Below are 17,093 nucleotides of genomic sequence, written 5' to 3' on the forward strand. Positions count from 1 at the left end.
GCAAGCTCGCCGCGCCTCGCACCCGGACGTGTTTTTCGCCACGCCGGTTGCCCCGGGCCATGGCTGGGCGTGGGCAGCCGCATGCCGCGGTCGGCCATGATCTGCCCTACGCGATTGGGTGGTTGGCGACGATGTCGTAGGTTCCCGGGACCCCGGCAGGCGCCGGAGCCGGCCCGGTCACGAGCCGGCAGTAGCCTCCGGGCGTGGTTGCCGGTAGGGCTTCACCGCGCGGCGTGCGATCGCGAAGCGGTGCGTCTCCGACGGGCCGTCGTAGATCCGGAACGGCCGCACCTCCCGGAGCAGGCGCGCCAGCGGGGCGTCGGCGGCCGAGATGCCCAGTGCTCCGCAGATCTGCACCGCCCGGTCGACGACCCGGTTCACGGCCTCCGCCACGAAGGTCTTGGACACCGACGTGAGCTGGGAGGCGGCGGCGGAGCCTGTGTCCAGCTCCCAGGCGGTGCGCAGGATCAGGGCGCGGCTGGCCTCGATGTCGATCTCGGAGTCGGCCAGCATCTGCTGCACCATGCCGAGGTCTCCCAGTACGGAACCGAACGCCGTCCGGCTGCCCGCCCGCTCCAGTGCGACGTCCTGGGCGCGACGGGCTGCTCCCAGCCATCGCATGCAGTGGGTCATACGGGCGGGGCCGAGCCGGACCTGGGCGTTCTCGAAGCCGCGGTCCACGGCTCCGAGCACCCGGTTTTCGCTCACCACGCATTCCTCGAAGGTGAGTTCGCTGTGCCCGGCGAAGAGCCCCTCGTCCAGGGTCTCGATGTCCCGGACGATGCGCATGCCCGGGGTGTCGGCGTCGACCAGGAACATGGTCGCGCCGCCCGGGTCGCCGGGGCTGCCGGAGGTGCGGGCCATGACGATCGCGAAGCCTGCGCCATTGGCCCCGCTGATGAACCACTTGCGGCCGTCGATGCGCCACCCGCCGGGGACCCGTGTCGCGGTGGTCCGCAGGGAGCGGGGGTCGGCGCCCGCCCCCGGAGCCGGTTCGGTCATCGCGAAGCAGGACCGCACCTCGCCCGCGGCGAGCGGCCGCAGGAAGCGGTCCTTCTGCTCCTCCGTGGCCACCTTCTCCAGCAGATGCATATTGCCCTCGTCCGGAGCCGCGCAGTTCAGCGCCAGCGGGCCCAGCAGCGAGTACCCGGCGGCCTCGAACACCACGGCCTGTCCGCGCAGGTCGAGCCCGTGCCCGCCCCACCGCACCGGCACGTGCGGCGCGAACACGCCTGCCTCGCGGGCGCCTTTCTGCAGGGTGTCGCGCAGGGCCTCCGGAGCGTCGTGCACCGACCCTCCGCACTCGCGCTCGGCCGGGATGACCACCTCGCGTACGAACTCCGCGGTGGCGGCGGCGAGTCGGGCGACAGGTGGATCGACATCGAACTGGATAGGCACGGTTCCTCCTGCCGACGGGCTCCGGGCACCGATGCCCGTCGCGTCCTAGAAACTGTACAGCGTCTTCAGTATCTTGCTGGGTGGCGCTCGTCTTGAGGAGCGTGGGATCTGAGGAGCGCTTGATCTGGGAGCACTCGGCCCGGCGGTCCTCGACGACGGAAGAAGACCCCTATGAACACCCAGCCGGTCCGTGTCGTCCGTCACCCCGACGGAGTCGTCGAGCTGAGGCTGGAGGACCCCGGGAGAGGCAACGCCCTGGACCTCCCGACGGCCGAGGCGCTGCGGGACGCAGCCGTCGAGGTGGCCGCCGATCCGGGCGGCGCGGTTCTGCTGCGGGCGGCCGGCGCCACCTTCTGTGTGGGCGGTGACCTGCGTGCCTTCGCCGGCCGGGGCGAGGACACGGGCGCCTATGTGCACGCTGTGGCGACCGCCGCACACGCGGCGGTGCGGACCCTGTACGAGCTGCCGGTCCCCGTGGTGACCGCCGTGCGCGGCGCCGCCGCGGGCGGCGGAATCGGTCTCGCCCTGGTCGGCGACATCGTCCTGGCCACACGGTCGGCACGCTTCCGGCTGGCCTACACGGCGATGGGGCTCACCCCGGACTGCGGAGCCACCTGGCTCCTGCCGCGCCTGGTGGGTCCCCGTCTGGCGACCGACCTGGTCCTCACCAACCGAGTCCTCACGGGCCACGAGGCCGAGCGGCTCGGTCTCGTCTCCCGGGCCGTCGAGGACGACGAAGTGGACGAGGCCGCGTACCGGACCGCCGCCGAACTGGCAGGTGGGGCGGGTGAGGCGCTGCGCGCAGCGAAGCGTCTGCTGCGTGACGGTGCCGAGGGCGGGTTGAGCCGTCACCTCGACGAGGAGGCGCGGCTGATCGCCGACCTGGCCGGGAGCGGTGAGGCGCAGGCGCGGATGACCGCGTTCCTGGCCCCGCGGGCTCGTGCACGGGTGGGCGGCGGCCAGTCCGTGCCAAGCAGTCCGGAAAGTGTTTCTTGATTAGCTCTTCACTAACACCTCTGCCGGAGCGTAACCTCCGGGCAACACAGAACTGAGGACCGGGCGACAGCACCGGGGAAATGGTGTGGCGATGCAATCTGCTGCCGTGGGCCGGACGGACGCTCTCGATGAGAACCTCACCGAAGCCGTGGTCGACCTCGTTCTGCGTGGGATGTGGCGCGGCAGGCCCGAGGCGGACTACCGCCCCCTGGTCGACGCCGGGCTGGCCATGGTGAAGGGCCCGATGGTGCTGCCGACGGAGCCCGCCAGGGCAGCGGCGGCGCGGATCCTGCGGGTTTCCGCCGGTTCCGAACAGGAGCAGCAGATCACCGCCGCCTACGAGGCCTTCCTGCCCGTCAACAGGACACTGCGCGAGGTGTGCACGGCCTGGCAGTGCCGGCCCGACGGCACGGTCAACGACCACAGCGACAGTGTCTACGACGCCGGGGTGCGCGAGTCGCTGGAAGACGTGCACGAGGCCATCCAGCCCGTACTGCGCAGGCTGGACGGGCTGCCGTCGGGCAGCGGGCCGTATGTCACTGCCCTGGAGGAAGCCCTCGACCGCTTCGACGACGGCGCGGTGGAGTGGCTGGCCTCGCCCCTGTGCGACTCGTACCACACCGTGTGGATGCGGCTCCACCAGGAACTGCTGCTGGTTCTGGGGATCAGCCGGGCGAAGGACGAGGCGCTCGAAGAGGAACTCGTCACCAGGAGCCGGGGTTGAGCATCACCGACCGCCACTTGGGCACACTCGCGCAGACGCACACCCCCAGCCACGCCCTGGTGCCCTACGGCCAGGGACGGATCCGGGGGCTGGACGCCGGTGAACTGGGCACGCACGGCATCGCCATGGACCGGCTGGTGGCCCTCGGGCTCCCAGTGGTGCCCGGACTGACGGTGCCGGCGGGCTCGGCCGCGTCGCTGTACGAGCCGGGTACCGCCCGCGCCGCCCTGGACCTCGTGGAGCAGCTGTCGGGACGGCGGATCGGCGACGGGAGCAGGCCGCTGCTGCTGCGTCTGTCGGCGAGCGCGTCGACCGAGGTCGCCGGGCTGCCGCCGGAACTCGCCTGCATCGGTATCACCCCGGCCGACGCCGATGGCATCCGTGCCGTCATCGGCCGCGACGATGTGCTGTACGACGTATGGGCGGCCACCGTCCGGATGATCGCAGAGTACGCCCTTGACGTGCCCGCACCGGAGCTCGACGACGCATCGCTCGACGCCCCTGATCCCAGGGCCCGCGTCGACGCACTGCTCTCGACGGTCGCCCGGCATGCCGAGCGGCCGTACCCCGACGACCCGGCCGAGCAGCTCGCGCTGGCCGCTCGGGCGGTTCTGGGGCGGTGGGCCTCACCCCGGGCCAGGCGATCCCGCAAAGCCCAGCGGCTCCCCGCGGAGCTGGGCATCGCACTGCATGTCCAGGCCGTGCGCATCGGGCCATGGGACCACTCCGGCTTCGGCACGGCGGTCAGCCGGCCCCCCGACAGCGGCCGCTTCTCGCCGCAGGGCTCCTTCTTCCGGGGCGTACGCCGCAGCGCGCCGCCCCCACGCACGGGCGAGCCGCTGGAGAAGCTGGGCGGGAGTGCCGCGCTGCTTGAGCACTCGCTGCTCACCCTCGAACGTCATCTGCACGCCCCGGTCACCGTCGACTTCGAGGTGCGCGACGGCGAGATCTCGCTACTGGCCGCCTCGGCGCAGAGCCGCCCGCCGCTACGTGCGGCGGTGTGCCTCGCCGCGGACCTGGCCGGGGACGGAGCACTCGACCGGGAAGAAGCCGTGCGCCGGATCAGCCCCGCGCAGGTACAGGAACTGCTGCACCCCCAGCTCCGGCTGACCGGCGGCGAGCAGCTCCTGGTGAAGGGACTGCCCGCCTCCCCGGGGGCGGCGACCGGCGCGATCGTCCTGTCGAGCGAACGTGCCCTCGAACTGGCCGCGGACGGCACGCAGGTCGTGCTCGTGGCCCATGAGACGACTCCGGCCGACGTTCCCGGGATGCTGGCCGCCGTCGCCGTACTCACCGGCAGCGGCGGCATCGCCTCGCACGCCGCCGTGGTGGCGCGCGGTGCGGGCAAACCCGCCGTGTGCGGCGCCGAGGGACTGCGCGCCGACCGGGCCGCCGGCACCGTACAGATCGGGGACCGGGTACTGCGCGAAGGCGATGCCGTCTCGCTGGACGGCCGTACCGGAGCCGTCTACGAGGGGACGCTGAGCGTCAGTGTCGCCGGACCGCCGCCCGAACTGTCCACCCTGCTGGAGTGGGCGGACGGGATGCGCCGGCTGGGCGTGCGCGCCAACGCCGACACCGCGGCGGAGGTGAGCACCGCCGTCGCCCTGGGCGCGGAGGGGGTGGGGCTGTGCCGTACGGAGCACCAGTTCCTCGGCGACCGGCTGCCGCTGATCCGCCGGGTCATCCTGGCCGCCGACGCCGCGGCCCGCGACGAGGCGCTGTCGGCACTGGAACAGGCCCAGCACGAGGACTTCAAGGCGCTGCTGGCCGCGGTGGGGGACCGGCCGGTGACGGTACGCCTGCTGGACGCCCCGCTGCACGAGTTCCTGCCCGCCGCCGGGGAGGCGCAGGACGCCGCCGAGGAGCAGCGGGCCGCCGCACTGCGTGAGGCGAATCCGATGCTCGGTCTGCGCGGCGTGCGCCTGGCCCTGCTGCACGAGAGGCTCTACCCGGCGCAGGCCGAGGCGCTCTTCACCGCCTGGGCCGATGTCGCCGCCACCGGAGTGCGGCCCGAGCTGGAGGTGATGATCCCGCTCGTCAGCCTGCCGGAGGAACTGGCCGCCGCGGCCGCGTACGTACGGGGCGCCGCCGAGGCGGTTGCCGCCCGCACCGGTGTGGAGGTCCCGTACCGGCTCGGCACGATGATCGAGACACCGCGCGCCGCGCTGCTGGCCGGCGAACTCGCCGAACACGCCGAGTTCTTCTCCTTCGGCACCAACGACCTCACCCAGCTCACCTACGGATTCTCCAGGGACGACGTCGAGCGCCAGGTGCTCGCCTCGTACCAGGAACGCGGGTTCCTGACGGCCAGCCCGTTCGCCCGGCTCGATCCGCACGGGGTGGGCGCGCTGATCGCCCTGGCGGTGGAGCGGGCACGGAGCGTACGCCCGGACATCAAGTTGGGCGTGTGCGGTGAGCACGGCGGAGACCCGGAGTCCATCGCCTTCTGCGACGGCCTGGGCCTCGACTACGTGTCCTGTTCCGCGCACCGCGTGCCGGTCGCCCGGATGGCCGCGGCACACAGTGCCGTGCTGGAGCAGCGCGACGAGAGCGGGAGCGCACGATGACGAGCACCGTGACCGACGGCACGGCCCTGTCGGACGCCGAACTGGACGACCTGCGCGAGACCGTACGGTCGGTGTGCGCCGACGCCGGCGGCACCGCCGCCGTGCGCCGGCTGCCTGAGCATTCCCCGGGCATCGACGCCAAGTTGTGGGACACCCTAGGTCGGCAGGTCGGCCTCGCGGCCCTTGGTCTGCCCGAGGCGGCAGGCGGCATCGGCGGCCTCGCCGAGATCGCCGCGGTCTGCGAGGAACTGGGCAGGACCCTCGTGCCGGTGCCCTTGTTGTCCTCCACCGCGCTGGCCGGGCAGGTGCTGGCCGGCTGCGGCACGGCCGACCGGGCGCTGGCGGAACTGGCCGAGGGCAAGGTGCACGCCCTGGCAGTGGCGGCGCCCGACGGGGTGTGGCGGCCGGACGCCGTGCCGGTGGCCGTCACCTGGCGGGGCGGCGTCCCGCTCCTCGACGGCACCGCTCCCTTCGTACTGGACGGTGCCGACGCCGAACGCCTGGTCGTCGCCGCCGGCGGCGCCGACGGCCTGGACCTCTTCCTCGCCGACCCGAGCGAGCCCGGGGTGACGGTCCGCCGAGTACCCACCCTGGACCTCAGCCGCGGACAGGCGGTGGTCTCCTTCTCCGGTGCGCGTGCCCGGCCCCTGACCGCCGGGGGCGAGGGGGCGGACATCGTGAACCGCGCCCTGGATGTGGCCCTGGTGGCCCTGGCAGCCGAGCAACTCGGGGGCGCTCAGGCCGCGTTGGACATGACGGTGGCCCATGTACGCGACCGCACACAGTTCGGCAGGGCCATCGGCAGCTTCCAGGCGATCAAGCACACCTGTGCCGACATGCTGCTCCAGGTCGAAGCCGCGCGGTCCGCGGTGGTGCGCGCCGTCCGCGCGGCCGACTCGCCCGAGTCGCTGGCCGAAGCGGCGGCGGTGGCGCAGGCCTGGTGCGGCGAGGCGTTCGTGTCCGTCGCCGCCGAGTGCGTCCAACTGCACGGCGGCATGGGCTTCACCTGGGAGCACGACGCGCACCTGTACTTCCGGCGCGCCCAGTCCGACGCCGTCCTGCTGGGCGGCGCCGCACACCACCGGGAACGGCTGGCCGGACTGCTGGGCTGGTGACTTCACCCGCGGTCACAGCACCACCGCACGACGACCGTGCAGAAAAGGGCAGGACGGCATGATCAGCAGACTCATCGACGAGGGACTGTTCGAGAGCGCGAATCCACCGCGCCTCACCGGCGCGCGCTGCTCCGGCTGCACCACCGTGGTCTTCCCCCGGCAGGACTCGTGCCCCAAGTGCTCGGACGGAGCCATGTCCGCGCACGTGCTGCCGGTGACCGGGCGGGTGTGGTCGTGGACGCTGCAGGCGTTCCAGCCCAAGTCGCCGTACCGGCCGCCGACCGGGGGCTACCGGCCGTACCACGTGGGCTATGTCGACCTCGGTGAGGTGCTGATCGAGGCGCGGCTGGAGGTTCCCCGCACCGAGATACGGATCGGGCTGCCGGTCCGGCTCACCATGGTGACCGCGTACCACGACGAGGACGGGACCGAGGTTCTGACCTTCGCGTTCCGCCCGGACGGGGAAGGGGAGCGATGAGCCGGAGCGACGAGGTCTATGTCGTCGGCTGCGGCATGCATCCCTTCGGCCGCGACGAGACCGTCACCGGGATGGACATGGCGGAGCGTGCGGTACGCGAGGCCCTGGCCGACGCCGGTGTCGCCTGGGAGGACATCGGTTACGCGGTGGGCGGCTCCGACGTGTCCGGCAAGCCCGACACCCTGGTCGGCCGTCTGGGCCTGACCGGTGTGCCGTTCGCCAATGTGCAGAACGGCTGCGCCACCGGTGCCTCGACGGTGCTCGCGGTGGCCAACGCACTGCGCGCCGGCGAGGCCTCACTGGGGCTGGCCGTGGGTTTCGACAAGCACGAGCGGGGCGCCTTCAACGTCTCCGCGGCACGCTACGGACTGCCCGACTGGTACGCCGAGACCGGCATGATGCTGACCACCCAGTTCTTCGCCCTGAAGACCCAGCGGTACCTGCACGAGCACGGGATCGCGGAGCGGGCGCTGGCGAGGGTGGCCGCGCGGGCCTTCCGCAACGGCTCCCAGCACCCCCTGGCCTGGCGGCGCAAGGAGCTGACGGAGGAGGAGATCCTCAACTCCGCCGAGGTCAGTCCGCCCCTCACCCAGTACATGTTCTGCTCACCGGGGCAGGGCGCGGCGGCTCTGGTGCTGGCGCTCGGCGACCGCGCCTTCGACCTGTGCGAACGGCCGGTCAAACTGGCGTCGTTGGCCTTCAGGACCAGACGGTTCGGCTCGTTCGAGGTGTTCTCGCCCTGGCTGCCGCCCGGACCGCACCGCAGCCCGAGCGTCGACGCCGCGGAGGCGGCCTTCCGCACGGCGGGGCTTCGGCCCGCGGACGTACAAGTTGCCCAGTTGCAGGACACCGACAGCGGATCGGAACTGATCCACCTGGCGGAAACCGGACTGTGCGGCCACGGCGAGCAGGAGGAACTCCTCGCCGGCGGGGACACCGATCCCACGGGCCGTATCCCGGTCAACACCGACGGCGGCTGCCTGGCCGGTGGCGAGCCCGTCGGCGCCTCCGGGCTGCGTCAGTTCCACGAGGTCGTACGGCAGTTGCAGGGCCGGGCGCCGGGTGTGCAGGTGCCGGGCGCTCCCCGGGTGGGCTTCACCCATGTGTACGGCGCACCCGGGATCAGCGCCTGCTCGGTGCTGACGGTCTGAGAGGGCAGGCACACCATGGAGCACGGCAACAGAACCGCACTGGTCACCGGCGGAGCGCGCGGGCTGGGAACGGAGATCTGCCGTCAACTGGCCCACGGGGGGCTGCGGGTCCTGGTGGCCGCCAGAAGGCGGGAGGCAGCCGAGGAGGTCTGCCGCAGTATCGGTCCTGCGGCGGTGCCGCTGGCCCTGGACGTGGCCTCCACCGCGAGCATCACGGAAGCGGTACGGGAGGCTCTGGGGCGCTTCGGCACGATCGACGTCCTCGTCAACAATGCCGGGGTCAGCATTGACGCATCGCGAACAGCCCTGGAACTCGACGAGGACACCCTGCGCAGCACGCTGGACACCAATCTGGTGGGCGCCTGGCGGCTGGCCGAGGCCGTCGTGCCGGGCATGGCACGGGGCGGCTACGGACGGGTCGTCAACGTCACCAGCTCGTACGGCTCGCTGGCGCTGATCGACTCCGGCCGCCACCCGGCCTACCGGATCTCCAAGACCGCCCTCAACGCCCTGACCCGTATGCTCGCGGCCGAACTGGCGGGCACAGGCGTCCTGGTCAATGCCGCCGACCCCGGCTGGACTCGCAGCGGCATGGGCGGTTCCGCTGCCCCCCGCGGTCCGGAGGAGGGCGCGGACACCCCGGTCTGGCTGGCCACCCTCCCCGACGGCGACGGGACGACGGGTGGGCTGTTCGCCGAACGCAAGCCCCTGCCCTGGTGAACCGCCTCAGGCGGATGCGGAGGCCGGCTTCGGCTCGGCGGTGACGATCCGCAGCGCCAGCGACCTGACCGCCTCCTGTACGGACCGGGAGGGCAGGTGGGACAGCGGCCCGCCTTCCGCCCGCAGCGCGGTGACCAGCATGGTCGTACTGATCAGCGTGCGGACCGCGAGCGCCTGCGCCGCGTGCCGTGACTTGGCCGCCCGGGGACTGCGCGTGGTGCCCTCCGGCAGATAGTCGTACGCCCGCTGGATGTGCCGCTGCTCGAACTCGTCCCGCAACACCTTGACGTTGCCGTTGGCGGAGGCGATCTGCACCTGGTACAGCCGGGCCTCCTCGGGGTTCTGCTCCACCCAGTCCCATACCGCGTCGATGACCCGCAGCAGGCCCTCCGCGCTACCGGGCTCGGACTCCGGGCGGGCCGACTCCACCACCGCGTTCAGCTGGTCGAAGACCCGCCGCATGGCGAGTTCGAGCAGCTCTTCCTTGCCGTCGAAGTGGTAGTAGACGGCCGTGGGCACGACCTGGGCCTCGTCCGCGATGTCCTGGATGCTGGTCTCCGCGACTCCGTTGCGGCCGAACACGCGCACGGCGGCGGTGATGATGTGCTGTCGTCGCGAGGGTCGGTGGGCGGGCTGCTTGCCGTTCTGCGTGGTGGCCATCATGCTCCCTGGCGGCTGCCGCGAACCCGCGTCTGTGGGCCCTGTTCACTGACCATGCTATCCAGTAACTCCGCCAGGTCGATGACGTAATTCCTGCTACGCGTGTGCCGTCGGAGTACGAAGATCGCGGCATACTTGACACCATGACGACATCCGGAGCCCGCGCCGCGCACCGTCCTTCGCGCAAGCAGTGGGTGATCGAAGCGGCCACGGAGCTGTTCGCCACCCAGTCGCCGGACGAGGTCACGGTGGCCGACATCGCCGCTCGTGCGGAGATGACCTCGGCAGCGGTCTACTACCACTTCTCCTCCAAGGACAAGGTCCTTGTGGAAGGGATGCGGGTGTTCGCCGGAGCGCTGCGCGAAGAGCTGCATGCGCTCACGGAGGCCCACGCGCCCGGCTCGCCCCTCGGACCGGCCCTCACCGCTCTGGTGGCCTGGCTGGGCGAACACCGGTCCGCCGCCACCGTGTTCTTCACGTCCTCGGCCGGCATGAGCCAGGAGGCGGAGGCGCTGCGCCACGAGAGCCGGACGCAGTTGCTGGAGGAACTGGTACGGCTGACCCGCAAGGCCCGTGAGTCGGTGTCCGAGGCGGAGGCCGCCGTCATCGCCCTGGGCCTGCTGTCGCTGCTGGAGACCTCCGCGATCTCGCAGGTCCGCGGGGACGACGTCTACCGCTCGCTCGGACACCGCTCCTTCGTCCGCGAGGTCGGTCGCCTCGCCGAGCGGATCGCCGACCCGGCGCCGGGCGAATAGCCCTTGACCCCGGATCAGCTCTCCGCCCAGGATCAGACCAGCAGCCGGAGCGGCTTGCGCAGCAACTCACCGACCGTGCGTAGATACTCGGCCGCCGGTGCCCCGTCGACGGCACGGTGGTCGAAGGTGAGGCTCAGGGTGAGCACCTGCGTCCGCAGCGGCCGGTCGTCCACCCACTCGACACCGTCCCTGAGCCTGCCCACGCCGAGAATGGCGACATTGCCGGGGTTGATCACGGGGGTGAAGAAGTCGACGCCGTATCCGCCCAGCGACGTGACGGCGAAGGTGGCGCCTTCCAGTTGGGCCGGAGAGATCCGCCCCTCACGCGCGGCCTCGGCCAGGGTTCTCGACCGGCGGGCGATCTCGGGCAACGGCATCAGCACCGCGTCCTCGATCACGGGGACCATCAGGCCGCCCGGAACGGCCACCGCGAAGCCGAGGTGGATGTCGCCGAGCAGATGGATCCCGTCTTCCCGCACCGTCGCGTTGAGCAGCGGGTGCTCGCGCAGGGCCAGTGCGGCGGCCTTGAGCAGGAAGTCGTTGAGGCTGGGGACGGGCAGATCGCTGTCGGCCCATTCCTCCTTGAGCTGGGCCCGCAAGGACACGACGGCGTCCATCCGCACCTCGTAGCCGTGCGTCAGCTGCGCCATCTCCTGGAGGCTGGCGTGCATCCGGCGGGCGATGGTGCCGCGCATTCCGGTCAGGGGGAGGACGTCTCCCGGCTGGGGTGCGGCACTGCGGCGGACGGCCGCTGCTGCGGGCGCCGGTTCGGTCGCCGTGGGGACGGCGTCGAGGTCGGACCTGCGGACCCGGCCGCCGAGCCCGGTGCCGGTCACCTCGGACAGGTCGATGCCCCGCTCCTTCGCCAGCCGGCGTACCAGCGGCGAGACGGGGACGACGGAGTCGTCGGGCAGAACGGAGGGCGCCGGTGCCGTCGGTGCCGCGGGAGAGGCGGCAGCGGCGGCGAGGAAGTCCTCCACGTCCTCGGAGACGATCCGGCCGCCGGGCCCGGTGCCGTGTACGACGGTGATGTCGACGACGGCCTCGGCCGCCACCCGCCGGGCGTTCGGGGAGGCCAGGAGGCGGCCCCCGGAGCCGTTCGGCGTGGCGCTGCCATTGAGGGAGAGCGCGCCGGAGGAGGCGTCCGCAGTCGTGGCCGGCGCAGCCGTACCCGTGGCCCCGGATTCGGCGGGCATCGGCGAACCGGCCAGGTCCGACGGCTGCTCGCCCTCGGCCAGCAGCCAGCCGATGAGCGCCCCGACGGGGAGCGTCGTACCGGCCGGGACCATGGGATGGAACATTCCCCCGGCCTCCGCCTCGACATCCACGTCGACCTTGTCGGTGGCCAGCCGCAGCAGTGCGTCGCCCTCCGAGACGGCGGCTCCGGTGGGCACGAGCCACTCGTCGATCGTGCCTTCCTGCATCGTCAGGCCAAGCTTCGGCAGGAGAACCTCGACGGCCACTTCGTCACGACCTTTCGAGGAGACGGCGGCAGCCCTGGGCGATGCGGCCGCGGTCGGGGACGTACGCCTTCTCCAGCACCGGAGAGAACGGCACGGGGGAGAAGGGGGCGCCGATGCGCAGGATCGGCGCGTCCAGATAATCGAAGGCCGCGTCCTGGATCTGGGCGGCGATCTCCGCGCCGAGTCCGCCGAAGGTGACGGCCTCGTGGACCACGAGGGCCCGGTTGGTGCGGCGGACAGAGGCGATCATGGTCTCGGTGTCCAGGGGCTGGACGGTCCGGGGGTCGATCACCTCGATCTCGATGCCCTCGGCGGCGAGTTCGTCGGCTGCCGCGAGTGCCTCGCCCACCATGCGGCCCAGTGCGATGACGGTGACGTCGGAGCCCTGACGCGCGGTGTGGGCCTGCCCGAGCGGGATCCCGTAGATCGGTTCGGGCACCTCGCCCTTGCTGCCGAGCAGGACCTTGTTGAGCATGACGACGACCGGGTTGTTGTCCCGGATCGCCGAGACCGTCAGGCCCTTGGCGGTGTACGCGTCGGACGGCATGACGACCTTGAGGCCGGGCACGTGGGCGAGCCAGGCCTCCAGGCTCTGGCTGTGCTGGGCGGCGGCGCCGAGGCCGGCGCCGGAGGCGGTGGTGATGGTGAGCGGCACGGAGAGGCCGCCGCCGAACATGTACTTCATCTTGGCGGCCTGGTTGACGATCTGGTCCAGGCAGACGCCGATGAAGTCCATGAACATCAGGTCGACGACGGGGCGCAGACCCCGGGCGGCGGCGCCCACGCCCAGGCCGACCAGCGCGGCCTCGGAGATCGGCGTGTCGATCATGCGGCGCGGGCCGAACTCGTCGAGCAGGTTGTCGAACATGCGGAAGACGCCGCCGTATCCGGCCACGTCCTCGCCGGCGACGAAGACGTTCTCGTCCTCGCGCATGGCCTGCGCCAGTCCTTCGTTGAAGGCCTTGACGTAGGTCAGTTTGCGGTCCGTGGCGGCCGGGGCGGCGGTGGGTGTTTCGGTGATGGTGGTCATGGCGGTCACCCCGAGTAGACGTTGAGCAGCAGGTCGGCGGTGTCGGGCAGCGGGCTGGCCTCGGCGTACGCGATGGCCTCGGCGATCGCGTCGCGGGTGCGCTGCCAGGTGTCGTCCAGCTCCGCGCGGGTGGCGGTGCCGTCGGCGAGGGCGCGGGCCTCCAGCAGGTCGATCGCGTCGCGGGCCTTCCACTCGTCGACCTCCTCCTGGGAGCGGTAAGGGTGACGCAGTCCCTTGACGCCCTGGTGGTCGTAGTAGCGGTAGGTCTTGGCCTCGATCATCATGGGGCCCTCACCCGCCCGGGCCCGTTCGACCGCCTCGGCGGCCGCGCGGTGGACGGCGACCGCGTCCATGCCGTCGACGATCACACTGGGCATGCCGTAGGCCGCGGCCCGGTCGGCGACATCGGTGATCAGCATGTGCTTCGACTGAGGCGTGAACTCGGCGTAGCCGTTGTTCTCGCAGATGAACAGCACCGGCAGGCGCAGGATGGCGGCCATGTTGGCGGCCTCGTGGAAGCTGCCGATGTTCGTGGCGCCGTCGCCGAAGAAGGTGACGGCGACGCTGTCCTCGCCCTTGTACTGGGCGGCGAAGGCGGCGCCGACGGCGATCGGGATGCCGGCGCCGACGATGCCGTTGGCGCCGAGCATGCCGAGGCTGAGGTCGTTGATGTGCATGCTGCCGCCGCGTCCGAGGCAGGCTCCGGTGACCCGGCCGTACAGCTCGGCGTACATGTGCCTGAAGCTGACGCCCTTGGCCACGGCGTGGCCGTGTCCCCGGTGGGTGGAGGTGATCTGGTCGTCGTCGCGGAGGGCCGCCATCACCCCCGCGGCCACGGCTTCCTGGCCGACGTACAGGTGCAGGAAGCCCGGCAGCTTGCCGGCCTCCATGAGCTTGCCCGCCTCGGTCTCGAACAGCCGGATGCGCACCATGCGCTCGTGCAGGTCCCTGATGACCTGCGTGGATGCCTGGTTCACGGTCGGCTCGGCCGACTTCTTCGATGCCCTGGATGTGCTTGATGTGCTTGAGGCCCGTTGAGCCATCGTCCGCCCCTTCGCCCGAGGGAGGTGTGCTGGTGTGCCACGTATTCGGACTTTGTTGTGCCGGTCTACAGTAAGTAGCAGACGGCACCTTACTGAACAGGCTCTCTAATTACTACGCCTCTGCCCGATCCGGTCCCGGATCGGCGCCCCGCCCGTCGGCCAACTCCACCGCGTTGCCTTCCGGGTCCGCCCAGAAGCTGATCCGCCGCCCCCGCGCCGGGACGACGACCGGGTCCGACAGGGGCCGGGCGCCCGCGGCCGTCAGTGCCGCCACCATCGGGTCCAGGTCGTCGAGGTGGAAGGTGAGGTACGCCAGCCCCCGGGCCGCGGTCAGCGGCGCGGCCGACTGGACGGGGGGTGGAGGTGTCTGAGGCAGGATCAGCTTGATGCGCCCGCCGGAGGGCACCTGCAGCCAGACGACCAAGAGCTCGCCCCCCAGTCCGGCCGGAGCGCCGATGGACTCCGGTATGTGCGAGCGGTGCACCGCGGGGCAGCCGAGCACCTCGCGGTAGAAGTGCTCCATCAGCTCCAGGTCGCGTACGACCACGCCCACCTCGAACGGCTCGGTCATGCGGGTCGCCGGCTGATGTGCCGGGGTCGTCCTGTCCTCGCTCACCCCACCGCCACCCCTCGTCGAATGTCCGGCCATCGCGCTCGCGTGACTGGAGCGGAATGAAAGAAAGATCGCGGCCCACCGAGACGCTGGAAGCCACGGAATGCGAGGTGGTCTGCGAGGAGCCGTGTGGCGACTTCACCACTTTCTATTGACAGACAACACTAAGTCCTGTTGTCGTGTGCGTCACAGCCCAGCTGTCGCATCCGAAGCCCTTCGCCGGCTCGCGGCTGGGAGGATTGTGAGGACAACGTGGTCCAGATCAGTACGCCTGAGGCCTCGGAGACAGACGCCCGGCGTCAGCCGCCCCCAGCCCCCGAGTACTCCTCGTGGATCAGCCAGGACCGGTCCACCGATGCCGCATCCGTGACGATGCGACGGGAGGCCGCCGAACTCGTCGAGCGCGTGATGACGCACTACCGCGACAACACGACGCACGAGGTGGACGGCCAGTGGACCGAACCCGTGGCTCACTACCACGACGCCGACCGCTGGCAACGGGAGATGGACGCTGTACACCGGAGCGTCCCGCTGCCGCTCGCCATGTCCGCCGAGCTTCCGGGGCCGAATACGTACAAGGCCCTGGACGTGCTCGGCGTTCCGGTGCTGATCACCCGCGACCGCCAGGGCGCGGTACACGCGATGATCAATGCCTGCCGCCACCGGGGCGCGAAGATCATCGAACCCGGCTGCGGGGTGTCCAAGCGCCTCACCTGCCCGTACCACTCCTGGTCGTACGATCTGGCCGGGGAACTGCGGGGCGTGTACGCGGAGAAGACCTTCGGAGAGGTGCCCCGCGAGGGACGCAGCCTGATCAGGCTCCCGGCCGGGGAACGTGCCGGGATCGTCTTCGTCTCTCTCGACCCGGCGGCCGAGCACGACCTCGACGCCTGGCTGGGTGATCTGCAGCCGCTCCTGGAGGGGATGCGTCTGGGGGAGTGTCATCACTACTCCACCAAGGAGCTGACCAGCCCCAACTGGAAGGTCACCCTCGACGGATACCTGGAGACGTACCACTTCGCCTCGCTGCACCCGAAGACGGTGTTCGAGACGAACCTCTCCAACATGATGGCCCATGACACGTGGGGCCCTCACCAGCGCCTTGCACCGGCCCTGCGCCCCATCGCGCAGGCGGTCGAACTGTCCCCGGACAAGCGCGATCCCGGCGACTGCGTCGGCCCCATCTACTGGCTGTACCCAGGGCTGGCGATCGCCGGTGGCTGGCGCCAGAAGATCGCCGTCTCCCTGGTGCTTCCCCGGACGGCCACCGAGTCGGTGACCCAGCAGATCATCCTGCTGCGGGAACCGGCGGTCAGCGAGGAGGAACGCCAGGCCGCCGACCGGTTCGGCGAGTGGTTCCACGAGGTGGTCCGCGACGAGGACTACGCGACCACCTACGGCGTCCAGCAGGGCCTGCAGGCCCTCAGCGGCACCGACTTCGTCTTCGGGCGCAACGAGCCCGGACTCCAGCACTTCCACCGCACCATTCACCAGCACCTGGACACAGCAGCCGTCAGAGCCGCCAGGTGACGAACCAACAAGATTCGCGGGAGAACACCATGGTGGCTACGGGCAGCCTCGACGGACGCGTCGCAGTGATCACAGGCAGCACGCGCAGCATCGGCCGCGCCATCGCCGAGGCCTTCCTGGCCGAAGGCGCAACGGTCGTCATCAGCGGCCGTTCGGAGCTCAAGGGCAAGCAGGCCCTGGAGGAGATCGGTGCCGGGGACCGGGCCGTCTTCCACCCCTGCGACGCCAACAGCCAGGAGGACATCGAGGGCCTGGCCGACTTCGCCGTCGAGCGCTTCGGCCGCCTCGACATCTGGGTCAACAACGTCGGCGGCACCTCGGGCTTCGCCCCGATCCACGAGCTCAGCGACGAGGCCTGGCACGACGCGCTGAAGCTGAACCTCAACGCCTACTTCTACGGCACCCGCCGCGCCCTTCCGAAGATGCTGGCGGGTGGCTGGGGGCGCATCATCAACATCTCCTCCGTCGAGGGCAAGCAGGCCAACAAGCCGGCGATCAGCCACTACATCACCAACAAGCACGCCATCCACGGACTGACCAAGGCGACCGCGTTCGAGTACGGCACGCAGGGCATCACCTGCAACGCCATCTGCCCCGGCGCCGTCGACACCGACCTGATGCGGGCCGCGGGGCCGGCGGCGGCCGAGGCCGAGGGAATCTCGTACGAGGAGTGGCTGGGCCGCTTCGCCGAGCACGCCGCCACCAAGAAGATCACCACCGTGGAGCAGATCGCCGGTGTCGCCTCGCTGCTCGCCAGTGACGCGGGCGCGGGCATCACGGGCACGCTGATCAGCGTCGACGGCGGCACGGCGCAGTGGTAGGCACCGGGACGGACGGCGGGAGGCCC

Annotated in this window: 16 protein-coding genes; 10 read left to right on the top strand and 6 right to left on the bottom strand. The window is 71.2% G+C overall.

Features of this window, described 5'->3' with window-relative positions:
- Positions 1 to 177: 177 nt before the first annotated feature.
- On the bottom strand, positions 178 to 1,398 hold the full coding sequence (locus tag ACGFNK_RS33860) for an acyl-CoA dehydrogenase family protein (protein WP_393422055.1): 1,221 nt from the start codon (positions 1,396 to 1,398) through the stop codon (positions 178 to 180).
- Positions 1,399 to 1,569: 171 nt separating this feature from the next.
- Between ACGFNK_RS33860 and ACGFNK_RS33865 the strand changes: the two genes are divergently transcribed.
- The 7 genes from ACGFNK_RS33865 (at position 1,570) to ACGFNK_RS33895 (ending at position 9,152) form a co-directional block, all read left to right on the top strand.
- A complete protein-coding gene (locus ACGFNK_RS33865) occupies positions 1,570 to 2,394 on the top strand; it encodes an enoyl-CoA hydratase/isomerase family protein (RefSeq protein ID WP_393422057.1) in 825 nt (274 codons plus the stop codon).
- 91 nt (positions 2,395 to 2,485) lie between these two features.
- Positions 2,486 to 3,118 carry a hypothetical protein gene (locus ACGFNK_RS33870; RefSeq protein WP_393422059.1) on the top strand — a complete coding sequence of 211 codons (633 nt, stop codon included), beginning with the start codon at positions 2,486 to 2,488 and terminating at the stop codon, positions 3,116 to 3,118.
- Positions 3,115 to 5,688: a putative PEP-binding protein gene (locus ACGFNK_RS33875; protein ID WP_393422061.1), complete on the top strand. Its 2,574-nt coding sequence runs from the start codon at positions 3,115 to 3,117 to the stop codon at positions 5,686 to 5,688. The genes ACGFNK_RS33870 and ACGFNK_RS33875 overlap by 4 nt, the downstream gene beginning before the upstream one ends.
- Positions 5,685 to 6,803 (top strand): acyl-CoA dehydrogenase family protein, encoded by a 1,119-nt coding sequence (locus ACGFNK_RS33880; RefSeq protein ID WP_393422063.1) that lies wholly within the window; start codon positions 5,685 to 5,687, stop codon positions 6,801 to 6,803. The genes ACGFNK_RS33875 and ACGFNK_RS33880 overlap by 4 nt, the downstream gene beginning before the upstream one ends.
- A gap of 58 nt (positions 6,804 to 6,861) precedes the next feature.
- Positions 6,862 to 7,281, top strand: a complete 420-nt coding sequence (locus tag ACGFNK_RS33885) for a Zn-ribbon domain-containing OB-fold protein (RefSeq protein ID WP_393422065.1) — start codon at positions 6,862 to 6,864, stop codon at positions 7,279 to 7,281.
- Positions 7,278 to 8,432, top strand: a complete 1,155-nt coding sequence (locus tag ACGFNK_RS33890; RefSeq protein WP_386348460.1) for a thiolase family protein — start codon at positions 7,278 to 7,280, stop codon at positions 8,430 to 8,432. Before ACGFNK_RS33885 ends, ACGFNK_RS33890 begins: the two co-directional genes overlap by 4 nt.
- Before the next feature lie 15 nt (positions 8,433 to 8,447).
- Entirely contained in the window at positions 8,448 to 9,152 is a 705-nt protein-coding gene (locus tag ACGFNK_RS33895; protein WP_393422067.1) for an SDR family NAD(P)-dependent oxidoreductase, read from the top strand.
- A gap of 6 nt (positions 9,153 to 9,158) precedes the next feature.
- On the opposite strand, the gene ACGFNK_RS33900 is transcribed toward ACGFNK_RS33895, so the two are convergent.
- On the bottom strand, positions 9,159 to 9,812 hold the full coding sequence (locus tag ACGFNK_RS33900) for a TetR/AcrR family transcriptional regulator (protein ID WP_393422069.1): 654 nt from the start codon (positions 9,810 to 9,812) through the stop codon (positions 9,159 to 9,161).
- A 143-nt stretch (positions 9,813 to 9,955) separates the two neighbouring features.
- Between ACGFNK_RS33900 and ACGFNK_RS33905 the strand changes: the two genes are divergently transcribed.
- Positions 9,956 to 10,567, top strand: a complete 612-nt coding sequence (locus tag ACGFNK_RS33905; RefSeq protein ID WP_393422070.1) for a TetR/AcrR family transcriptional regulator — start codon at positions 9,956 to 9,958, stop codon at positions 10,565 to 10,567.
- 32 nt (positions 10,568 to 10,599) lie between these two features.
- On the opposite strand, the gene ACGFNK_RS33910 is transcribed toward ACGFNK_RS33905, so the two are convergent.
- From ACGFNK_RS33910 to ACGFNK_RS33925, 4 genes are all read right to left on the bottom strand, one after another.
- On the bottom strand, positions 10,600 to 12,030 hold the full coding sequence (locus tag ACGFNK_RS33910; protein WP_393422072.1) for a dihydrolipoamide acetyltransferase family protein: 1,431 nt from the start codon (positions 12,028 to 12,030) through the stop codon (positions 10,600 to 10,602).
- Positions 12,031 to 12,034: 4 nt separating this feature from the next.
- Positions 12,035 to 13,060 carry an alpha-ketoacid dehydrogenase subunit beta gene (locus tag ACGFNK_RS33915; RefSeq protein ID WP_393422074.1) on the bottom strand — a complete coding sequence of 342 codons (1,026 nt, stop codon included), beginning with the start codon at positions 13,058 to 13,060 and terminating at the stop codon, positions 12,035 to 12,037.
- 5 nt (positions 13,061 to 13,065) lie between these two features.
- Entirely contained in the window at positions 13,066 to 14,037 is a 972-nt protein-coding gene (locus ACGFNK_RS33920) for a thiamine pyrophosphate-dependent dehydrogenase E1 component subunit alpha (protein WP_393422076.1), read from the bottom strand.
- Between the two features lie 178 nt (positions 14,038 to 14,215).
- Complete coding sequence (locus ACGFNK_RS33925) at positions 14,216 to 14,674, bottom strand: VOC family protein (protein ID WP_393422078.1); 459 nt, start codon at positions 14,672 to 14,674, stop codon at positions 14,216 to 14,218.
- A gap of 294 nt (positions 14,675 to 14,968) precedes the next feature.
- Between ACGFNK_RS33925 and ACGFNK_RS33930 the strand changes: the two genes are divergently transcribed.
- On the top strand, positions 14,969 to 16,246 hold the full coding sequence (locus ACGFNK_RS33930) for an aromatic ring-hydroxylating dioxygenase subunit alpha (protein ID WP_393422080.1): 1,278 nt from the start codon (positions 14,969 to 14,971) through the stop codon (positions 16,244 to 16,246).
- A 29-nt stretch (positions 16,247 to 16,275) separates the two neighbouring features.
- Complete coding sequence (locus ACGFNK_RS33935) at positions 16,276 to 17,067, top strand: SDR family NAD(P)-dependent oxidoreductase (protein WP_393422082.1); 792 nt, start codon at positions 16,276 to 16,278, stop codon at positions 17,065 to 17,067.
- The last annotated feature ends 26 nt before the right edge of the window (positions 17,068 to 17,093 follow it).

The sequence above is a fragment of the Streptomyces sp. NPDC048825 genome, from assembly GCF_043198355.1.
Classification (GTDB): domain Bacteria; phylum Actinomycetota; class Actinomycetes; order Streptomycetales; family Streptomycetaceae; genus Streptomyces; species Streptomyces xiangluensis.